At 46.0% G+C, this 18,737-nt stretch carries 15 protein-coding genes; 11 read left to right on the forward strand and 4 right to left on the reverse strand.

The window, feature by feature from the left end; all coding sequences use genetic code 11:
* Window positions 1-39: 39 nt before the first annotated feature.
* The 3 genes from arrB to ACHUFW_RS13745 form a co-directional block, all read right to left on the reverse strand.
* Complete coding sequence (gene arrB / locus ACHUFW_RS13735) at window positions 40-744, reverse strand: arsenate respiratory reductase iron-sulfur subunit ArrB (RefSeq protein ID WP_394203910.1); 705 nt, start codon at window positions 742-744, stop codon at window positions 40-42.
* 11 nt (window positions 745-755) lie between these two features.
* Entirely contained in the window at window positions 756-3,317 is a 2,562-nt protein-coding gene (gene arrA, locus ACHUFW_RS13740) for an arsenate respiratory reductase molybdopterin-containing subunit ArrA (protein ID WP_394203911.1), read from the reverse strand.
* A gap of 708 nt (window positions 3,318-4,025) precedes the next feature.
* On the reverse strand, window positions 4,026-4,943 hold the full coding sequence (locus ACHUFW_RS13745; RefSeq protein WP_394203912.1) for an SMP-30/gluconolactonase/LRE family protein: 918 nt from the start codon (window positions 4,941-4,943) through the stop codon (window positions 4,026-4,028).
* A gap of 292 nt (window positions 4,944-5,235) precedes the next feature.
* Here ACHUFW_RS13745 and ACHUFW_RS13750 point away from each other — a divergent pair, with 292 nt between their 5' ends.
* The 11 genes from ACHUFW_RS13750 to ACHUFW_RS13800 all read left to right on the forward strand — a co-directional run bounded on the left by ACHUFW_RS13750 (window position 5,236) and on the right by ACHUFW_RS13800 (window position 17,768).
* Window positions 5,236-6,528, forward strand: a complete 1,293-nt coding sequence (locus ACHUFW_RS13750; protein ID WP_394203913.1) for an amino acid deaminase — start codon at window positions 5,236-5,238, stop codon at window positions 6,526-6,528.
* 11 nt (window positions 6,529-6,539) lie between these two features.
* Window positions 6,540-7,403 carry a MurR/RpiR family transcriptional regulator gene (locus tag ACHUFW_RS13755; protein WP_394203914.1) on the forward strand — a complete coding sequence of 288 codons (864 nt, stop codon included), beginning with the start codon at window positions 6,540-6,542 and terminating at the stop codon, window positions 7,401-7,403.
* A 4-nt stretch (window positions 7,404-7,407) separates the two neighbouring features.
* Window positions 7,408-8,946, forward strand: a complete 1,539-nt coding sequence (locus ACHUFW_RS13760) for an N-acyl-D-amino-acid deacylase family protein (RefSeq protein ID WP_394203915.1) — start codon at window positions 7,408-7,410, stop codon at window positions 8,944-8,946.
* On the forward strand, window positions 8,946-9,332 hold the full coding sequence (locus ACHUFW_RS13765) for a RidA family protein (RefSeq protein ID WP_394203916.1): 387 nt from the start codon (window positions 8,946-8,948) through the stop codon (window positions 9,330-9,332). The genes ACHUFW_RS13760 and ACHUFW_RS13765 overlap by 1 nt, the downstream gene beginning before the upstream one ends.
* Window positions 9,333-9,393: 61 nt before the next feature.
* Window positions 9,394-10,848, forward strand: coding sequence for a sodium:solute symporter family protein (locus ACHUFW_RS13770; protein ID WP_394203917.1), 1,455 nt, complete (start codon window positions 9,394-9,396; stop codon window positions 10,846-10,848).
* A complete protein-coding gene (locus ACHUFW_RS13775; RefSeq protein WP_394203918.1) occupies window positions 10,848-11,771 on the forward strand; it encodes a sugar kinase in 924 nt (307 codons plus the stop codon). Before ACHUFW_RS13770 ends, ACHUFW_RS13775 begins: the two co-directional genes overlap by 1 nt.
* Window positions 11,772-11,842: 71 nt before the next feature.
* The gene (locus tag ACHUFW_RS13780; RefSeq protein WP_394203919.1) at window positions 11,843-14,275 is read left to right on the forward strand and encodes a family 20 glycosylhydrolase; all 2,433 of its coding nucleotides are present in this window, start codon (window positions 11,843-11,845) and stop codon (window positions 14,273-14,275) included.
* Window positions 14,276-14,596: 321 nt separating this feature from the next.
* Window positions 14,597-15,100, forward strand: a complete 504-nt coding sequence (locus tag ACHUFW_RS13785; protein ID WP_394203920.1) for a DUF6795 domain-containing protein — start codon at window positions 14,597-14,599, stop codon at window positions 15,098-15,100.
* Between the two features lie 275 nt (window positions 15,101-15,375).
* On the forward strand, window positions 15,376-15,915 hold the full coding sequence (locus tag ACHUFW_RS13790) for a DUF6795 domain-containing protein (protein ID WP_394203921.1): 540 nt from the start codon (window positions 15,376-15,378) through the stop codon (window positions 15,913-15,915).
* 62 nt (window positions 15,916-15,977) lie between these two features.
* A complete protein-coding gene (locus tag ACHUFW_RS13795) occupies window positions 15,978-16,565 on the forward strand; it encodes a DUF6795 domain-containing protein (RefSeq protein ID WP_394203922.1) in 588 nt (195 codons plus the stop codon).
* Window positions 16,566-16,787: 222 nt separating this feature from the next.
* Complete coding sequence (locus tag ACHUFW_RS13800; protein WP_394203923.1) at window positions 16,788-17,768, forward strand: lipase family protein; 981 nt, start codon at window positions 16,788-16,790, stop codon at window positions 17,766-17,768.
* A 73-nt stretch (window positions 17,769-17,841) separates the two neighbouring features.
* Here the strand turns inward: ACHUFW_RS13800 and ubiA are convergent, their stop codons facing one another.
* Window positions 17,842-18,702: a 4-hydroxybenzoate octaprenyltransferase gene (gene ubiA / locus ACHUFW_RS13805; protein WP_394203924.1), complete on the reverse strand. Its 861-nt coding sequence runs from the start codon at window positions 18,700-18,702 to the stop codon at window positions 17,842-17,844.
* Window positions 18,703-18,737: the final 35 nt, after the last annotated feature.

Below are 18,737 nucleotides of genomic sequence, written 5' to 3' on the forward strand. Positions count from 1 at the left end.
CCACGCGATGCCGGATTAGGGCATCGCGCTGAGTTGAGGTTAATAAATCGTTTTTACGTTGAAACTACGAATGTAGTAAACATTAGGTTTAGTGCCTGCTTCAACATTCATCTGCTTACCACCATGCATGCTGATCAAGCGTGACACTTCGCTACTAGGATCATCAAAGTCTCCCACTACGCGCGCGCCAGACGGACAAGCCGATACGCAAGCCGGCTGCAACCCGTGATCCAATCTATGGTCACACAAGGTGCACTTTTCAGTGGTTCGGCGTGGACGGGTTTCAGGGTAAGTATCGCCACGCTCAGGATTCACATAAGGCGTCGATTTACTGCCTGTTTGCTTAAGCAGTAAGTGTGGTGACGCAGTCCCTTTAGCAACCAGTTCACTATCATCTTGCCACTCGCGATGGGGAACCTGTCTGTTATAACTGATCACCCCATAAGGACAGGCACGTTGACACTTCATGCAGCCAATACACTTATCATTGTCCTGTAGAGTAAGGCCTCGTTCATCCTTGTACATTGCACCAGTTGGGCATACTTTAACGCACGCCGCATCGCTACAGTGGTTGCATAAGGTCGGTACATAGCTGTATTTCACATCAGGGAAGCGCCCTTCTGTTACATTGATATGATTTGACCACTTCACGCCATCTGGCGTGTTGTTTTCTGTTTTACACGCTAAATCACACCCGCCACAACCAACACATTTTTGAAGGTCGATAACCATTCCTAATCTCATAATTTACTCCTTCAAACTTTGCTAACTTGAACACGGATATGACCATAGAACGCGGATGCACCGCTGAGTCTGTCATATCTGTCGGCGATAATGTCGTTATTATTACCACCCCGAGCTTGGCGGCCAAACTCTGTACTGGCATGACGACCGTAAGCCCAATGGCCCTGACCAAAACACTTGGCTACAGTACCAGGACGCACCCCTTCCCAAAGTGCCGCTGTGCAGCTAATTTCTCCAACAGGGCTCGATACTAAAATCTTGTCGCCATCTTTAATGCCCAGTTGCTGCGCATCAATGGGGTTAAGCTTGGCCGTATCGGCTTCAACCTTGTCACCGGGATCGACATCTTTAAATTCGTAGTACCACGGCGTATTCGCCGAACGCCCCTCTTTGTTTAGGCGTGACTTTTGATCCACCAATAACAATGGGAATTGCTTGGCATCACCGAAACGGTAAGGCGTTTCGTAGTGAGGCACGAATGCCAACTTGCCGCGGGCTTCGTATTCACACGCCTGCATCACGTCATCAATGCCGACGCCATGTTTATCTGCGTGCTTATGCAGCGCTTTTTCTAAGGTTTTACTGTAAAACTCAAACTGCTTGGTTTCTGTTTTGAACTTTCCCCAGCGGCTCTTAATTTTATAAGGGTGACTATTCCAAACCCCAGCATCTACAAACTTGTCCCAAGAACCTAGGTCTTCACCATATTTATCGGCACCTTTTTGCCATAAAGGTGCCGTCACGTAACGAACCAGCAATTTGCCAAACTCTTGCTCGTTTTTAGCTGGCTGGTTCGTTTCTGGGTCTAACAGTTGCTCGTTAATATAGCGCCATGGTTTATCAAAACCTTTCTCGGCTAACTTCTTAGCCAACAAGTAAGGAATCTCTGATTCGTCATCTTTGCTGTTCCACAAACGATCAATCGAAGGTTGCTGTACTGACACCTGATGCACGCCATTACCAATAGAATCCAGTACCCCCCACTTCTCAAACATATGATGGTTGGCAGGTAAAATAATGTCAGCAAACCAGCTAAATTCAGAGATATTGGTGGTGATGTGTGCCATAAATTGCAACTGACTTAACGCCTCATTCCAGCGCTGCCCTTCAGGTGATGAGAAGTTAAAGTTGTTGAAATAAGCCAGCATGACTTTAATGTCATAAGGATCAGCACTGAGCATGCCATTTGGCGCATTACTGGTGATCACGCCGCCACCAGACTTGCCCTTTTTAAGCGCAGGGAATGCCAAAGTGCCGCGCTGATCAATCTTGGGCATTTTGACTGTCTTTTTAGCGATATCATCAAGATACGGCTTAGAATCTGGGAACTTCTTATTGAGCTTGATTTTATTACCTGGGAACACCCCCCCTTGGTTATCGATACCACCAAATAAGCCATTTAGTGCATGACATGCAAAAGAGGTATAAGTACCGCGGGTGTGCATAACCGCACCACGAGATGTCCATACTTGAACAGCCGGTGCAGCAGCGGCCATGTCTTTGGCAATACCGGTAATCACATCAGGATTAATATCGGTTTGCTTTGCTGCCCACTCTGGCGTGCAGTCTTTTAGCGTCAGGTTCCACCAGTCAATCAAGCCATGAGTATACTTTTCATCAAATTGGCTTGCATCAATGGTTTTACCAGCAACAAACTGATTTTTGCCATCTTTAAAATCACCGACAAACGGTTTGTGCCAGCCACCTTCAACTAGCGCAACATGGGCAATAGCCAAAGCCAATACGCTGTCTTTTGCCGGTTCAATTGGAATCCACTTATGGGCTTTACTTGCCGATGCTGACAATCTTGGATCCACCACCACAACTTTGGCTTGATCTAAGGCATCACCCCAAGTTTTTGAGTAGTAAGACACCTGACGGTTACTGGCAATTGGGTCAGCACCAAAAGAAAGAATGAACTTGGCATTTTCAACATCATATTGGTTATAACCCCAGTTACCATCTTGGTAATAGGGTCCCATTTTATGGGCTTCAGCACATATTGAGCTGTGTGAGATGTTATTTGGCGAACCAATCATATTGGTTAAATGCTTATAGACAAACTCATTGATATGGGAGTAACGGCCTCTCAATAAGGCATACTTATTGGCTTCACCGTTATTACGCAGATTAATGATTTTATCCGCCAATAAATCCAACGCCTCATCCCATGAAATAGGCTTAAACATCGGATCATGTTGTTGGCCTTTTTTAGGGTTGGTTCTGATAAGTGGCGTGCGCACACGGTCAGGATCGTATACTTGTTGCAAGCTAAGATGTTGTCTTGGACAACTCGATTCACCATGCACCTTTGAGTTAACGTTGCCACGGACCTTAGTTACGCGACCATCCATCACGTAAACTTGCTTAGCGCACCAAGAGGTACAGCCTTGGCAAGTGGTGCCGACCCATTTGCCCGTACCTGTCAGTGCATCCGATTTCGGTAACTCATTTTCAATGGCTTCAACCATTGGTTCAACAGAAGTCGTACTACAACCAGCTGCAGATAAAGCTGCTGTGGCTGCACTGGACTTCAATAATGCTCTACGGCTTATTTTTATTTTATTACTCATATCATCACCCTTGACGAACCCTATATACACAAAACTGCATATGCGATTTATCGTATGTATACACCTAAATAGGCAGGCCGAGTAGTTTACAAACGTGCTTTTGGTCACAATTAGACAATTTAGCGTTGGCTAATTAATTACCGCAGATAGTGGGTATATAGGGTAAAAGTAGGGGCTCATCCCATAGGAATTCTGGCAGCTTAAAATAACATTAAAACCAATATAAACAACAAATTAAAACAATAAGAAATGAAAGAAATATCGCGAAACCCTGTCAGTGACGTTGACCAGTTTGTAGAGAAAATAAACAGGTCTATTTTGTGCTGTCCGTCACTGTCAGTAGTTGAGTAAATTAATCAGAAATATGTCATTAAATGGTAATACCAATCGGCATAAGAAAGTGATCTACTCAGAGCTATTTTTGGCAAACTAGTTCGAGACGAATAACTTAAGTAATAGTGGTTCTATTGGGAAGTTATTCAACGAAGAAGTAGGCAGCCAAAAAAGCGCCCAAAGGGCGAGTTTTAGCACTTCTGATACTGTGTAAACGAACTTGAACGTAGAGTCACTATGCCCTTCATTCGTTGCCTTGTCTCACAAGCGCTAAACTCTCGCTGAGTGATCACATCTTTATGCCGATTGGTATAATACTTAAGTGATAGCGATCGCATTTACCATTCAGCCAATCAGCTACCACCTAACGAGATATTAGAAGTAACGCCCAGGCACTGCCACACGTACTTTCTCAATAGCACCTCGTTTTTGCATAGTAATAAATAAGGTTTTGCCATCGTCACCACCAAAAGCAACATTGGTGGGATGTTGCCCGATGAGCTTAATTGTGTGCAATAGCCTACCGGCTGGAGCCACCACAGCAATTTCACCTGCACCATAACGGGCGATGTATAAGTTGCCCTGATTATCAGTGCGCATCCCATCTAAACCATGATCATCAAAACTGATGAGTAAACGCTTGTTACTAATTTCACCGGTACGGCTTAAATCATATTGCCAGACTTTGCGCTGTACACTCTCATTCACATACAAGGTTTGGTTATCAGGGCTAACTTCTATACCGTTAGTGGTGCCCATTGCCGCTTCTAAACGATGAGTTTGACCTTGGGTATCGATTCGCCATAACTGCCCTGAGCTTTCAGCCCAATTAGGGTCGCTCGCAAACAGCACACCATTATCCATAATGGCAATATCATTAGGCTGGTTCATCTCGGCATTATGTGCAAATACCGACACTTGCTGACTATTGGCAGCGACTTTTAAAATGTTATGTCCGGTATAATCCGCGATATACATGTTTTGCTTGCTATCAAAACGAATACCGTTACCTATTGAGCCTTCAGGCAAAGTAATAAACAAGCTAGCATTCCCCTGCTTATCTACCTGGCCTAACGTGCCCTCTTTAGCAAAATTAACCGCGTACAAATTGCCTTGTTGATCAACCGCCGGCCCTTCAACACCCTGAGTAAAGGTCCCTTCAGCCACCCACTCCACACTATGTAATTGCTTAAGTTGATTAGCCTCTTTGCTATGCAGTGGCGCTTGTGCAGCCAAACCTGCAAACACGATGACGCTGAAAGCGAGTTTATTGATTGAAGCTGTTTTGATCATTTACTCACACCTTTTTCATGATTAGGCAATATTGTGTATCGGTAATGTCACTGTGATGACCCGGTCATCTGTGACGCATTAGCAATGAATTAGTCGCGTTATCGCTATTAACTAAAACTGCCCCTGAACACTAAACGCTGGCTACTATGAACACTAAAAACTGGCTACTAAATAGACTAAACCACTAGCCTAAAAGTTACATAGTAACATCAAATGTTATTGATTTGTGTTATTTTATAACATAGGATAAACCTAACTTGTTTCACCCGAAAACTCAATAAGCACAGATAAAATGTCTAATCTTTTCAATCAGTCAAACGCTACACTGCAAGCTGCCAATGGTGCCAAAAACCGCATCCACAAAGGGTTAGGGGATCTCGCAACGCTGGAAAAAGGCTGGCAAATATTGAAAGAACAGGTCAGCCTCCCCTGTGCCACCTTGGCGCGAAGTGCCATTGAAAACAATCTCAACTGGATGCAAAGATTTGCTGATAAAGCGAATGTAAAATTGGCTCCCCACGGTAAAACGTCGATGTCACCTGAACTGTTCAGCGCCCAAATCGCCAGTGGTGCTTGGGGGATGAGTGTGGCAAATGCACAGCAAGTAGTAACAGCTCACCACGCTGGTGTTAAGCAGATTATTCTTGCCAACCAATTAGTTGGACGACGTAACTTCGACATCGTTGCGACTGTACTCAAACAACATCAAGGTAAAATTTATGTTTTTGCCGATAGTCAGCAAAACTTAGCCGCCATCAATGATTTCTTCGCACCACTCAACCTTGATATCAACGTTCTTATTGAAATGGGTGTCGATAATGGCCGTTGTGGCGTGCGCACCCCACAGCAAGCTGAGCAATTAGCACAATATATTGCCAGTGCGCCGGCACTGAAATTGGCAGGATTAGCCTTCTATGAAGGGGTCATTCATGGTGACGATGCCGCGCAGAATATTGCCAAGTTTGTCGCGCAAAATGTTACCTTGGCCAAACAGCTCGCCAATGACCTGCTAAAAGACAAGCAAACTGATACCCAAGCAGAATTCCTTATCACTGGGGCAGGCTCTGCTTGGTACGACATTGTCAGCGAGCACATCAGCCTGGCTAACGCCCAAGAGATACTCACAGCAGTGATTCGCCCAGGATGTTACTTAATCCATGACACTGGCATCTATGAGCAAGCCCAACAACACGTTATCGAGCGCAGCCCGCTTGCTTGTGATATCGATAGCGAATTAATCAACAGTTTGCATATCTGGGCTTATGTTCAGTCAGTGCCGCAGCCTGGTATGGCGATTGTTGGGCTAGGTAAACGCGATGTGGCATTTGATGCCGGTCTGCCGACACCTGAACAACATTTTCGCCCTTCAGATACCGCGCCGACCAAAGTCACTGGTGATTGGCAAGTCACGCGAATAATGGATCAACACGCTATGCTCAGCGTCCCTGAAAATAGCGATATTCAACCGGGCGATATGATCTGCTTAAGCACTTCTCACCCCTGTTTAACGTTAGATAAATGGCGATTTGTTGGCATTGAAGATGACAACTATTGCATTAATCAAATTATCGAGACTCACTTTTAATGGCCACTGCAATGGATAATAGAATGGATATTGTTAGCTGCATCAAACAGCGCCTACCCGCTTTAAGGCCGTCAGAGCAAAAAGTGGCTGAATTTATTCTGGCAAACCTCAGTTATGCCGCCCATGCTCCTATCGGTGAGCTATCGGAAAAAATTCAAGTGAGCCATGCCAGCATCACCCGCTTAGCCAAGGCATTAGACTGCACCAATGTGCGCGATTTAAAGTTTAAATTAGCCCAGTCGAGCGCAGTGGGAGAACGCTTTACCTCCGACACTAAGGTTGAAAAAAAGGACATCCCAGCCATCTATCAATCGATTCATGATGCCCTATCACGCAACGCTGGAATGATTGATGAGCATAGTATTCAAGCTGCCTGTCAATTGGTCACCCAGGCAAGGCAGTTGCTGATCTTAGGTGTCGGCGGTGGTAGCAGCATTATGGCGCAAGAGTGTCACAACCGATTTTTTAGATTAGAAGTGATGAGCAACGCCTACAGCGACCCGATGCTAATGCGCATGGCGACTGCGACCGTCGACAAACAAGATGTGATTTTATGTTTATCCTTAGGTGGCGTAAGCCCCGATGTTCAGCACAGTGCCACGATTGCCAAAGAGTATGGCGCTAAGGTCATTGCAATTTGTCCGCCAGGGCCACTTGCAGAACTTGCCGATGTCCACCTTGTTATCGAAACCGATGAAAGTGACTACATTTTCAAACCCAGCGCCTCACGGTATGTGATGCTGGCAGCTATCGATATTTTAGCCAGTGAAGTCGCGGTGCTGAATCAGCGTAAATCACGAGAAAAATTACGCCGAATCAAACTACATCTTGATGATCATCGCCAAAACGATGGCCGACTGCCGTTAGGAGATTAACCCTGTGAGCCAAGCCGCCATCCTCCCCGAAATCACCCTGATCCAACATGCCACTGTCTACGATGGTGACAACAGCGTGGGACAACAAACTGACGTCGCCATAGAGGGCGATCGTATTATCTGTGTTGGGGATTGCAGTCACCTAAACCCAACCCAAATGATTGATGCCTCAGGCCTCGCGCTTGCACCGGGGTTCATTGATGTGCATACCCACGATGACTTGGTGGTTATGGATAACCAAGCCATGTTGAGCAAATTGTCTCAAGGTGTCACCACCGTTATCGTCGGTAACTGCGGTATTAGCGCAAGTCCTGCATTGGCCAATCAATCTCAGCTCCCCGATCCGGTGAATTTGCTCGGCGACAGTGATGCTTTTATTTACCCCAGTTTTGCCGATTATGCATTGGCCATAGAGCAGGCTAAACCAGCAGTCAATGTTGGCGCGCTCATCGGTCACACCACCCTACGCTGGCAAGCGATGGAAGATTTACAAACCGCTGCTAACCCCACACAGATGCAACAGATGCGCCAGCAGTTAAACCACGCCGTTGAACAAGGTGCACTAGGGCTTAGCACAGGACTGGCTTATCACAATGCCCAAGCCGCCACCGCTGCTGAAGTGGAATACATCAGCCAAGATTTGCATCAATATGGCGCCATCTATACCACCCATTTACGTACAGAGTTTGCAGGCATTCTTGATGCCATGACAGAAGCGTTCAAGCTTGGCCAAAAGGCGCAACTCCCCGTGGTTATTTCGCACCTCAAATGTGCTGGCGTAGAAAACTGGGGCCGAGCACCGGAGATCATTGCCCATTTAGAACAGGCACAACAGCATCAATCTGTGTGTTGCGACTGCTACCCCTATACCGCCAGCTCTAGCACCTTAGATCTTAATCAAGTCACCGATGATTTTGATATTTTCATTACGTGGTCAACCCCGCATCCGGAAATGGCCGGTAAAACCTTAGCGGAAATAGCCGCACTGTGGCAGCTGTCTTTAGTGCAAAGCGCGCAGAAACTACAACCTGCGGGCGCTGTGTATCATTGTATGAATGATGCTGATGTCGAGCATATTTTATCTCACCCCAGCGCCATGATCGGCTCTGACGGATTACCCTGTGACCCTCATCCACACCCCAGATTATGGGGCACCTTTCCCCGGGTTTTAGGCCATTATGTCAGACAACAACAATTACTGGGGTTAAGCCATGCGATACACAAGATGACAGGCTTGGCCGCCACACAATTTAAGCTCAAACAGCGTGGCAAAATTGCTAACGGTTATTACGCAGATTTGGTGTTATTTAGTCCAGAAACCGTCGCTGATACCGCCAGCTTTGAGCAGCCACAGCAACTCGCTGCTGGCATAGAAAAAGTATGGGTTAATGGTCAACTAAGCTACCAACAAGGTCAGCAAATCGTTGCTGTTGCCGCAGGCAAGCTCATCAAGCGCGACAGCTTGGCAAATCACCATTTATGTACGCACAAAAATGACAGCGCTGCCATTTTTACAGGCAGCCCAATATCAAGGAGTAAATAATGACAATTACACGTTTTGGCACCGAGGGCGGTGTCGGCACTGGTGGACAACATCTGCCCTTTTCTCGAGCGGTAGAAGCTGGCGGCTGGTTAATGGTTTCCGGCCAAACCCCAATGCGCGATGGTGAAGTCGTGGAAGGTGGCATTATTGAGCAATCGACCATCGCCATAGAAAACTGTTTCGAGATCATGAAAGAAGCAGGATATAGCGCTGAAGATGTAGTGCATGTCACTGTGGTGTTGACCGACGCACGCTACTTTCAATCGTTCAACAAAGTCTTTAAACAGTTCTTTGGCGATAATCCACCAGCGCGGATTTGCATGGTGGCTGACTTAGTCGTCGACTGTAAAGTTGAGGTTGATGTGCGCTGCTTTAAACAAAGCTAACAAGGTTTGTGTCTGACCAATAGTTTTACCAAAACAAAATAAAAACAAATAGGTATTCAGTATGGAAGCAATGTTTATCTGGTCATTTACCGCTTATATCGGCTTGATGATTTTCATCGGTTGGTTTGTGACGCGCAAACACAAAAGCGGTGAACAATTTCTGTTGGGCGGACGCAACTTACCTTTACTACTCACCCTAGGCACCACAGTCGCAACTATGGTGGGCACAGGCTCATCAATGGGCGCTGTAGGCTTTGCCTACAACAATGGCTGGGCAGGAACTCTCTACGGCTTGGGCGGCGCCGTAGGGATCCTGTTACTTGCCTGGCTATTTGCTCCTGTAAGACAGTTAAAATTCATGACCATGAGCGAAGAGCTGGCTTATTACGTCGGTGCAAAAGTACAGATTAAAAACCTGATTGCGGTGATTATCTTTATCGCCAGTATAGGCTGGTTAGGCGCACATATTATTGGTGGCGGCATGTACCTCGCTTGGTTAATGGACATTGATATCGTGTGGGCCAAAGTGATCGTGGCAGTGAGCTTCACCTTATACGTCATTATTGGCGGCTACACGGCGGTGGTGTGGACCGATGCGATTCAAGCACTGATTTTATTTTCTGGATTCATTTTAATGGCGCTGTTTTCGGTGCACTTCATTGGCGGTTGGCAACCGATGCTGGATGCACAGCCCATTGAAAACCTGTCGGTTTTTGCAACCGAAAAAATTGGTATCGTACCCGCATTGTCACTGGCGGCGGCAGTGATGGTAGGCGTATTGGCAACGCCATCTTTTCGCCAGCGAATCTATTCTGGCCGTGATGTCAGCTCTATCCGTAAATCGTTTACCTACTCAGGTATCCTGTATCTGTTTTTCTCTTTTATTCCAGCCATTATTGGTATGGCGGCATTTGCCACCAGCCCAGAGTTAAATAATGCCTCATTTGCTTTCCCCCATATTGCACTTAATATCATGCCACTATGGCTAGGCGCATTGATTGTCATCGCCGGGATTTCAGCCACTATGTCAAGTGCCAGTTCCGATGCGATTGCTGCAGTGAGTGTGGTACTTAGGGATCTTTATTTCCTCGTCAAAGGCAAGATGCCCTGTGCCACACAGGTGGTACTGTTATCTCGCCTCGCCCTTGCTATGACCATCAGTCTTGCACTGATTTTGGCGCTGAGTTCCGACAACATCATTAGCTATATCACCACCATGATTGCCGTGTTGATGTCAGGGCTTTGTAGCTGCTCTATTCTCGGGCGTTTTTGGCCTCGATTTAATTGGCAAGGCGCCATGGCCAGTCTTATCTGCGGCAGTGCCTGCGCGATTATTATCACCCAGATACCACAATGGCTCAGTTACTGGGGCAACCCCATTCTGCCCTCTTTGTTGTCAGCTAGTCTGGCGGGGATCATCGTCAGTTTAGCCACACCAGCTTGCAACATCACAAAGCAACAAGCACTGGAGATACTCAGTCAGCAGCGTGATCAGATGGAACAGGAGCCCAGCTGATGACGCAGATAGTTTTGTTTGGCGAATGCATGTTAGAAGGCGAGCAAACCTCGGGATTGTCCTTTGGTGGTGATACCCTTAATACCGCAATCTATTTACGGCGCACCACTGACAATACTGTCCATGTTTCCTATGCCACCGCTTTAGGTACCGATGACGACAGTCAGCGGCTCATTAACGCTTGGCGCCAAGAGCAGCTCGACACGCAACTGGTGACTCGAATCAGTGACAAATTACCTGGGCGTTACCACATCATCGTCGATACCCTTGGTGAACGCCGCTTCAGCTACCAAAGAGAAAACAGCGCCGCAACCGCTTACTTCGCGAAGGAGAAAACTCCCCTTGAAAGCAGGTTATTGCAAGGCGAAATCGACTATCTGTATTTAAGTGGTATTAGCCTAGCTATCTTGGATGATTTGGCCAAAAACCGCCTACTTGACTGTGTTCGCCAATTTAAGCACCAAGGTGGCAAAGTCATTTTTGACAACAATTACCGCCCAATACTTTGGCAAACCAGTCATGTGCTGCACTACTACCAACAGATCATGGCACTGACCGACATTGCGCTGTTAACCGATGAAGATGAGTACCTGCTGTATGATGAGCACGCCGTTGAGCAGATCATCGAGCGCACCCAACAATTGCAGATCCCAGAAGTAGTGATTAAGCAAGGCAAAGAGCCGTGTATTGTCATTACTAATAGCCAGCGCTACAGTATCGCTACCGAAAACATGGCCGATGTGGTCGACACCTGCGCCGCTGGTGATGCATTCGCCGCAGGCTATTTAAGCCGCCGTTTAACTGGTCAAGACGTAGTGGAAGCCGCCAAGTTCGGTCACAAGCTGGCCGCGCAGGTGATTCAATATCCAGGCGCAATTATCCCCAAAGCCGCCATGACTCATTTAATGACAAGGCGGCAATAACTATTTGCCCTTTAACCCTATTTTATCCATCGTCCAATAAGCACTGTCACATTGATCAAAGAGAGCAGTAGATGAACAGATTAATCACTCACCTTACTTTATTGATTATACTTTTCAGCGGGCCACTACAGGCCGTAGAGGCTAACTCGACCAAACAGACTACGGCCGTTCACAGCCTGATGCCGAAGCCGCAATCACTGCAGCTAAACCACACCAAGTTTGTTGTTAGCGATAACATGACAGTGGCCATTAGAGGCTATACGGTCGATGCCCGCGAGCAGCTGACCACGACATTAGCCCAAACACTCTCTAGCGCACTACAACGTCCTATTCAGTTAACCCATACGAGTCTAGAGCAAGCCCAAATTGTTATCACCATTGACAACAGTCTTGCTCATCGACCGATTTTATTAGGTGATGATGAGAGCTATCAACTTAATATAGATAAGCAAGCTATCCGGCTGCACGCCGCCAATGAATTAGGCATAAACCATGGTGTTACCACATTGAGCCAATGGCTCTATGGACAAAAACACCAAGCTGCAATTCAAGGGGTCATCATTAACGACCAACCCCGCTATCCCTGGCGTGGCTTACTCATCGACAGCTCACGCCACTTTATGCCTATCGACACAATTAAACGCCAAATTGACGGCATGGCTTCAGCCAAACTCAACGTGTTGCATTGGCATTTAACCGATGACCAAGGTTGGCGTTTTCAATCAAGCCACTACCCCAAGCTGACTCAACTAGCCTCGGACGGTGAGTTTTATACTCAACAACAACTACGAGATATTGTCAGCTATGCTGCTAAGCGTGGTATTAGGGTGGTGCCTGAAATGGATGTACCAGGCCATGCCTCGGCGATTGCGGTGGCCTACCCTGAATTGATGAGCCAACCCGGCCCCTATGAAATGGAGCGTCACTGGGGCGTATTCGACCCCATCCTTGACCCAACCAACCCCGAAGTCTATCAATTTGTCGATAAACTCGTCGGTGAGCTAGCGGCGATATTCCCAGATCCCTATCTGCACATTGGCGGCGATGAAGTGCCACCAACACAATGGTTGAACAACGCAGACATTGTGGCGTTTATGCAGCAGAATCAATTTAAAGATGGTGAAGACTTACACGCCTATTTCAATCAACGTGTTAGTGACATATTGCAAAAGCACCAACGCATCATGATGGGGTGGGATGAAGTGTTCCACCCTCAGCTGCCAAAACAAACCTTAGTCCAATCATGGCGCGGTTTAGACTCTTTAGCCCAAATCACCGCCGCAGGTCACCCTGGACTACTGTCAACCGGGTTTTATATCGACCAACCTCAATACGCTGAGTACCATTATCGCAATGAACTTACGCCACGTAAGAGTTTCACTAGCCCGCCGTTTTCAGCGGACGCCCAAGCCCAGCTTTGGCAGCTGCAAATACCTCGATTGAAAGGCAGTGCCGTTGCGGTTGAACTACTACTGACAGACGACTTAAACCATGGCTATGTTCGCCTCAATGATAAATTTAGTCGCCAAATCTCGCCGACGGTTCAAGGCAATATAGTTAGCTTCTCGCTCGATACCTGGATGGGACCACTTCGCGTTGAGCTGGATACGCGTCAACCAAACCAAGCAAGCCAAGCGAGTCAGCCGTCAGCATTTATCGGCAACAGTTATTATCCAATGTCGATAGTTAATGTAATCACTGGCAACGCCAATCAACTTGTCGAGCAAACACTGCAGCTTGCCCCACTTACCGACCCTAACAGTCTTAACAATATCTTAGGGGGTGAGGCCACCATTTGGGCAGAGTTAGTCACTGCGGACAATATCGACACTCGGATCTGGCCGCGTTTATATGTGATTGCTGAGCGCTTTTGGTCAGCAAAGTCTGCAACGGATACCGCTGATATGTACCAGCGCCTGAATCATATCCAGCACTACGCCGAAGAGGTAGTCAAACTGCAACATCAATCACAACAGCTCAAAGGTTGGCAGCAACTACTGACAACCAACAATGCCAACGTACAGCCGTTAACCATACTCGCTCAAGCACTTGAGCCGGCGCACTACTATACCCGTCATCATATCAAGTATCAGCAGCAGCTTTATCATCAGCAAGCCCCGTTAAACGCTTTTGTTGACTACTTAGCAGTAGAGAGTTTGCCATTAGCCTTATTTGCGCAACAGCTGCAAAGCGATCAGTATTCGCTCAGTGACAACTTAACCACACTATCGGGTTTACTGCAGCACTGGAAAACCCATCAATCAGTCATAAATGGGTTAATTGATGGCAACCCTCAGCTCAAAGAACTTGCGCCGTTTGCTGCCCAAGTGGAACAAGTCACCAATATTGGCCTTAAAGTCATCGCCCAATGTAAAACTGCGCCAATCACCGCACAAAAGGCCAGAGAGTTTGACCGGCAATTGCTTAAGATACTTGCTCAACAAACCGAACTCGTTGTGGCATCAGCCCACAGCGTAAGAGCACTTATTCCCCACTGCATTTAAACACCTAAGCCTCCCCCGCGATTATCGAGTTTGTCGCGGGGAGTTTGTCGCTGGGCATTAGTTGACTTCGACGTCAATCAATTCATCTACGCTCATTACATCTACAAGCATTTCACTAATGCTAATATCAAAGACCTTAACTACCTACTAAATAACTAATAAAAGTCATAAAACACCCCAATATACATCAACCAAAACGATGAGCTTAAATAGACTTAATCCTCATTTACTTTTTATTTATAGACTGCGATAAATAGCTGCCAATATATGATCCTGACCAAATCTATATTGCTTTATCTATAAATTACTGAAAAAGAACTTATGAGAAAGTTACTGAGTTTATTTAGCAAACGTACCAAGGTCGAAGTTTTTCCCGCCACCGCAGGACGCATCAGCCTGCATAACCAGCCGCTAAAAGGCCTACGTTTACGCCGTGGGTTTTATCATATTAGCGCCCCCAAAGAAGGGGTCTGGGATGAAACCACCACAGATATTAATGGACGCTTTTATTTTCAAGCACGCCACATTCACTCGGTCATACCCTCGGCTCAACTCGACCTAGAATCTACCCATCAAATTATTGAAGTGGCCGACAGTCGTTTCATCGAATATCAAAGTAAATACCTTTGGTCAGCCAAGTCGACAGGACGCTTCCATCAGTCGAGCTTCATACAACGATTAGGTATGTTAGATGGTGACTTAAATCAGCAACAACAACGACACAATATCCACGACGACAATGGACAAATACTGCAAATTGAAAGCCTTTGTGATTGGCCTATGCTGGCGATAAAACAGCAGCAAGATTTATCCAACGTTATTTAAAAGTACATCACAATTAAATAAATTAATTTTATACCAAAGAATTATTTACTATTACATTGGTCATCAGCAGAATATAGCAACATTCAACAGAGGTTAAATTTTAATTATTAAATCGCTCAATATAAATAATTAATCCACCATTTATAGCAATAATGACTCATTTTATTGTTGAACTGTTGCAGTGTTGAACTTTTGAAACAATGAGATATATAGGACTAATACTGCTTGCCTCGCTAGCCATCATGGTCGGGCAAGCATTCACGGAGGAAAAAACGGTGCTCTCAATAATACGGGTTGCAGCGGCCTTGCTGAAGCTAAAACCTGCAGTCAACGTCGAGGCATTTCCTGCGGTATCAGGTCAAGTCCTACATAATGGTGAGCCCATTAGCAATTTCAAGCTACGTCGAGGCTACATCTATATCGGTTCGAATAATGAAGAACCTGTCTGGGATGAAACCCATACCGATGCTCAAGGCCACTTCAACTTTGCAGAAATTATTATTCAGTCTAAAAATCCCAACATGCCCTACAGCACCAATAGGTTTGCCCAACTTATTGATATTCAAGATCCTCGATACCCAGAATATAAAGATGTTTACCTGTGGCGAACAACATCGCCGGGGATCAATCACATCCCGTTACTAGCTGAGCGGCTCGCCACACTCAACTGTGATTTAAATAGTAATGAAGTCTCACATCAAATGATTGATGAGAAATATGAAGGTGCCATTAGGCATGAAGTTCACAGCATTTGCCGCTGGCCTGCTCTTGAGGCTAATGAGATAAAGAAGCGTGCTTTATATGGTGAATGGTAGATGAGTATTCGGCAGCTGCCACAGGCCAAGCTCAAAAAGGCTGAAGAAAAAACGTGAGAAAAATGACGAAAGTTAACTTAATGATTGGGCTGATATTGGCCCTGTGTTTATTACTCATCACAAAATACACGGAGAGTGCCATGTTTGGCTTATTTGAAAAAGCTGTTGATGTCGAGGTGTTTCCTGCGGTATCAGGCAGAGTCACGCTGCACGGTAAACCTTTGGCAGGACTCAAGCTACGTCGTGGCTACCTTTACGTCAGTGTTACAGAAGAGGGGGTGTGGGATAAAACGGTAACAGATGAATCGGGCCAATTTAGCTTTCCAGAAATCAAAATTCAATCTAAGCACCCGACTCATGCTTTCAGCACCAATATTATTCAACAAGTAATTCAAGTTCATGATGATAAGTACCCTGAATATAATGAAATATACCTCTGGTCCACTAACTCAACAGGAATCAAACATAACAAATTTTTTATTCAGAGACTGTCACAATTAAATTGCGATTTATCTGATGAGGTCATTTACCACCAAATAATTGACGAACAGTATAAAGGTGCTATCAGGTTTGAAATTGACAGCATCTGTCGATGGCCAAGCCTCGAAGCTCTAGAAATCAAAAAACGTGAAAAATATGGTGAATTATAACCACTATTGCTTAATAACAAGGAATGTTCTATGTCAACCCTTTCACCAAGATTAGCTTCAGAGCTAGCACAAAGTGCGTATGTTTTTGTCAAACCCTCTACAGGCCTTTTAAATACTAAAGGGTTTGGAACTCGTTATATACAACAATTTTTTTCTTTCGAAAATAAGGTAGTTGGAAAAACAGGTGGTTATTTTATAAATAAAGAAACTGGATTTTCCGCAATGGGAGTAGGTAAAGGGAAGCACGAGGGGGACGCAATAATTACCATTCGTGGCACTCATCTACCTTCACTTGCAGATTGGGGCACCAACTTACAACTTGCTTTGCACACTGCCGATAATAACCAGCCGGTACATGGAGGATTTCAACGAGCTTTTTCATCACTTAAACCACAGTTCCAGCAATTCTTAAACCACTGGCAGTCCACTAGCCCAAATGGCACGGTCCACTGCGTAGGTCATAGCTTAGGCGGTGCTTTGGCAACCCTCACTGCAGACTGGGTATCTAGTCGGTACACTAAAAATGTTAACCTATATACTTTCGGTGCCCCACGGGTTGGTCAGCTCGGTTTCGCGCTAAAAAATACCACTAAAGTACCGAACATCTACCGCTGTACCCATGGCGCAGATTTCATCCCTAAAGTGCCACTGTGGCCGTTTTTCCACTCGCCCTACAAAGGCTTTGAATATAGGCTCGATCGCTCACAGGGTTTCAGTCGAGCCGCACATGGTATGAGCCCTGAAGAAGGCGGTAACCCTGGTTACCTTGTAAGCGCAAACAGTGAAGACTGGTCTAGCTTACACCGCAAATCGAGTGAGTACTTACAGCCGGTACGCTTAAAATATGAAGACCGCAATCAAGCGAGTTTTAGTGACTACTGGAGTGAACGATTAAGCGCTGCGTTAATCACTTTACTACGTGAAACTGGCTACTATGCCGCGGTAGCAGCTCAAGCCACTATTAGTGCTGGTGCAACATTTTACGATCTCGTCGCGCGTACATTAGAGACCATCGCCAAAACTGCCACAAAAGCCGCCAATCAAGTCAAAGGTTTGCTGGGGCACATGTTAGCGTTTGCAGGCTCTGCCGTTACTGTGGTCGCCGATCTGACCTACCACACCATTCGAGCTATTTTTAATAAGATGCTCAAACGCTTGTATGCGGGTGTACGTGAAGCGCTTAAGTGGGTGCATAAGCAGTAATCGTACTATTCGTATTAAATCGCTGCAATGAAAAACGCCTCACAATGAGGCGTTTTCTGTTGGATGCTGTCGATTACACTAGGTAGTCGGCACCTAAGGCGATAAATAGCGCCAAACCTGCCCAATTGTTGTTTAAAAATGCCTTAAAACATGGGGCACGTTCGCGCCCATGGATCAATCGCTGCTGGTAAACACTAAAGCCAACAAAGGTGATTATCCCTAAGCCATAGACTAAGCCGCGATCAGCCGCCCAACCTGCGGTGATAAAGCACCCAAGTGCCGCCAACTGAAATAGGCCAATGATATGGCGATCATACTCGCCAAACAAAATCGCAGTCGATTTTATGCCAACCTTTAGATCATCATCCCTATCCACCATGGCATACATGGTGTCGTACGCTACAGTCCAGCACCAGTTGGCCATAAATAACCACCAAGCTTCAGCCGGCACTTCACCGGTTTGCGCAGCATAGGCCATCGGTATAGACCAGCTCCAAACAATGCCTAAGAACATCTGCGGCATGTTGGTAAAGCGTTTGGTAAACGGATAAATAATCGTAAGGATGATCCCCACTACCGACAGCTTAACCACCAGTGGGTTAAGCATCAGCACTAAACCAAAGGCAAATAAAGCCAGCACAACAAACAGGGTTAACGCCTCTTTAACCGACACTTCACCACTGGCTAATGGCCGCGATTTGGTACGCTCGACGTGGGCATCAAGATTTCTATCGGCATAATCATTAATAATGCAGCCACAGGCACGCATCACCACCACACCGATAACAAAAATAACTAACACCTTGATATCAGGCATACCACCAGCTGCCAATACCAAGGCCATTAAACAGGGCCACATCAACAACAAGGTGCCAATTGGCCGATCCATACGCGCTAAACGCAGGTAAATATCAAACTTTGATTTGAGGTTCACTATAGGCTCTCCTAATACCGCAGCCTTTATTATCA

Source organism: Shewanella waksmanii (assembly GCF_043643685.1).
Lineage (GTDB): Bacteria > Pseudomonadota > Gammaproteobacteria > Enterobacterales > Shewanellaceae > Shewanella > Shewanella waksmanii_A.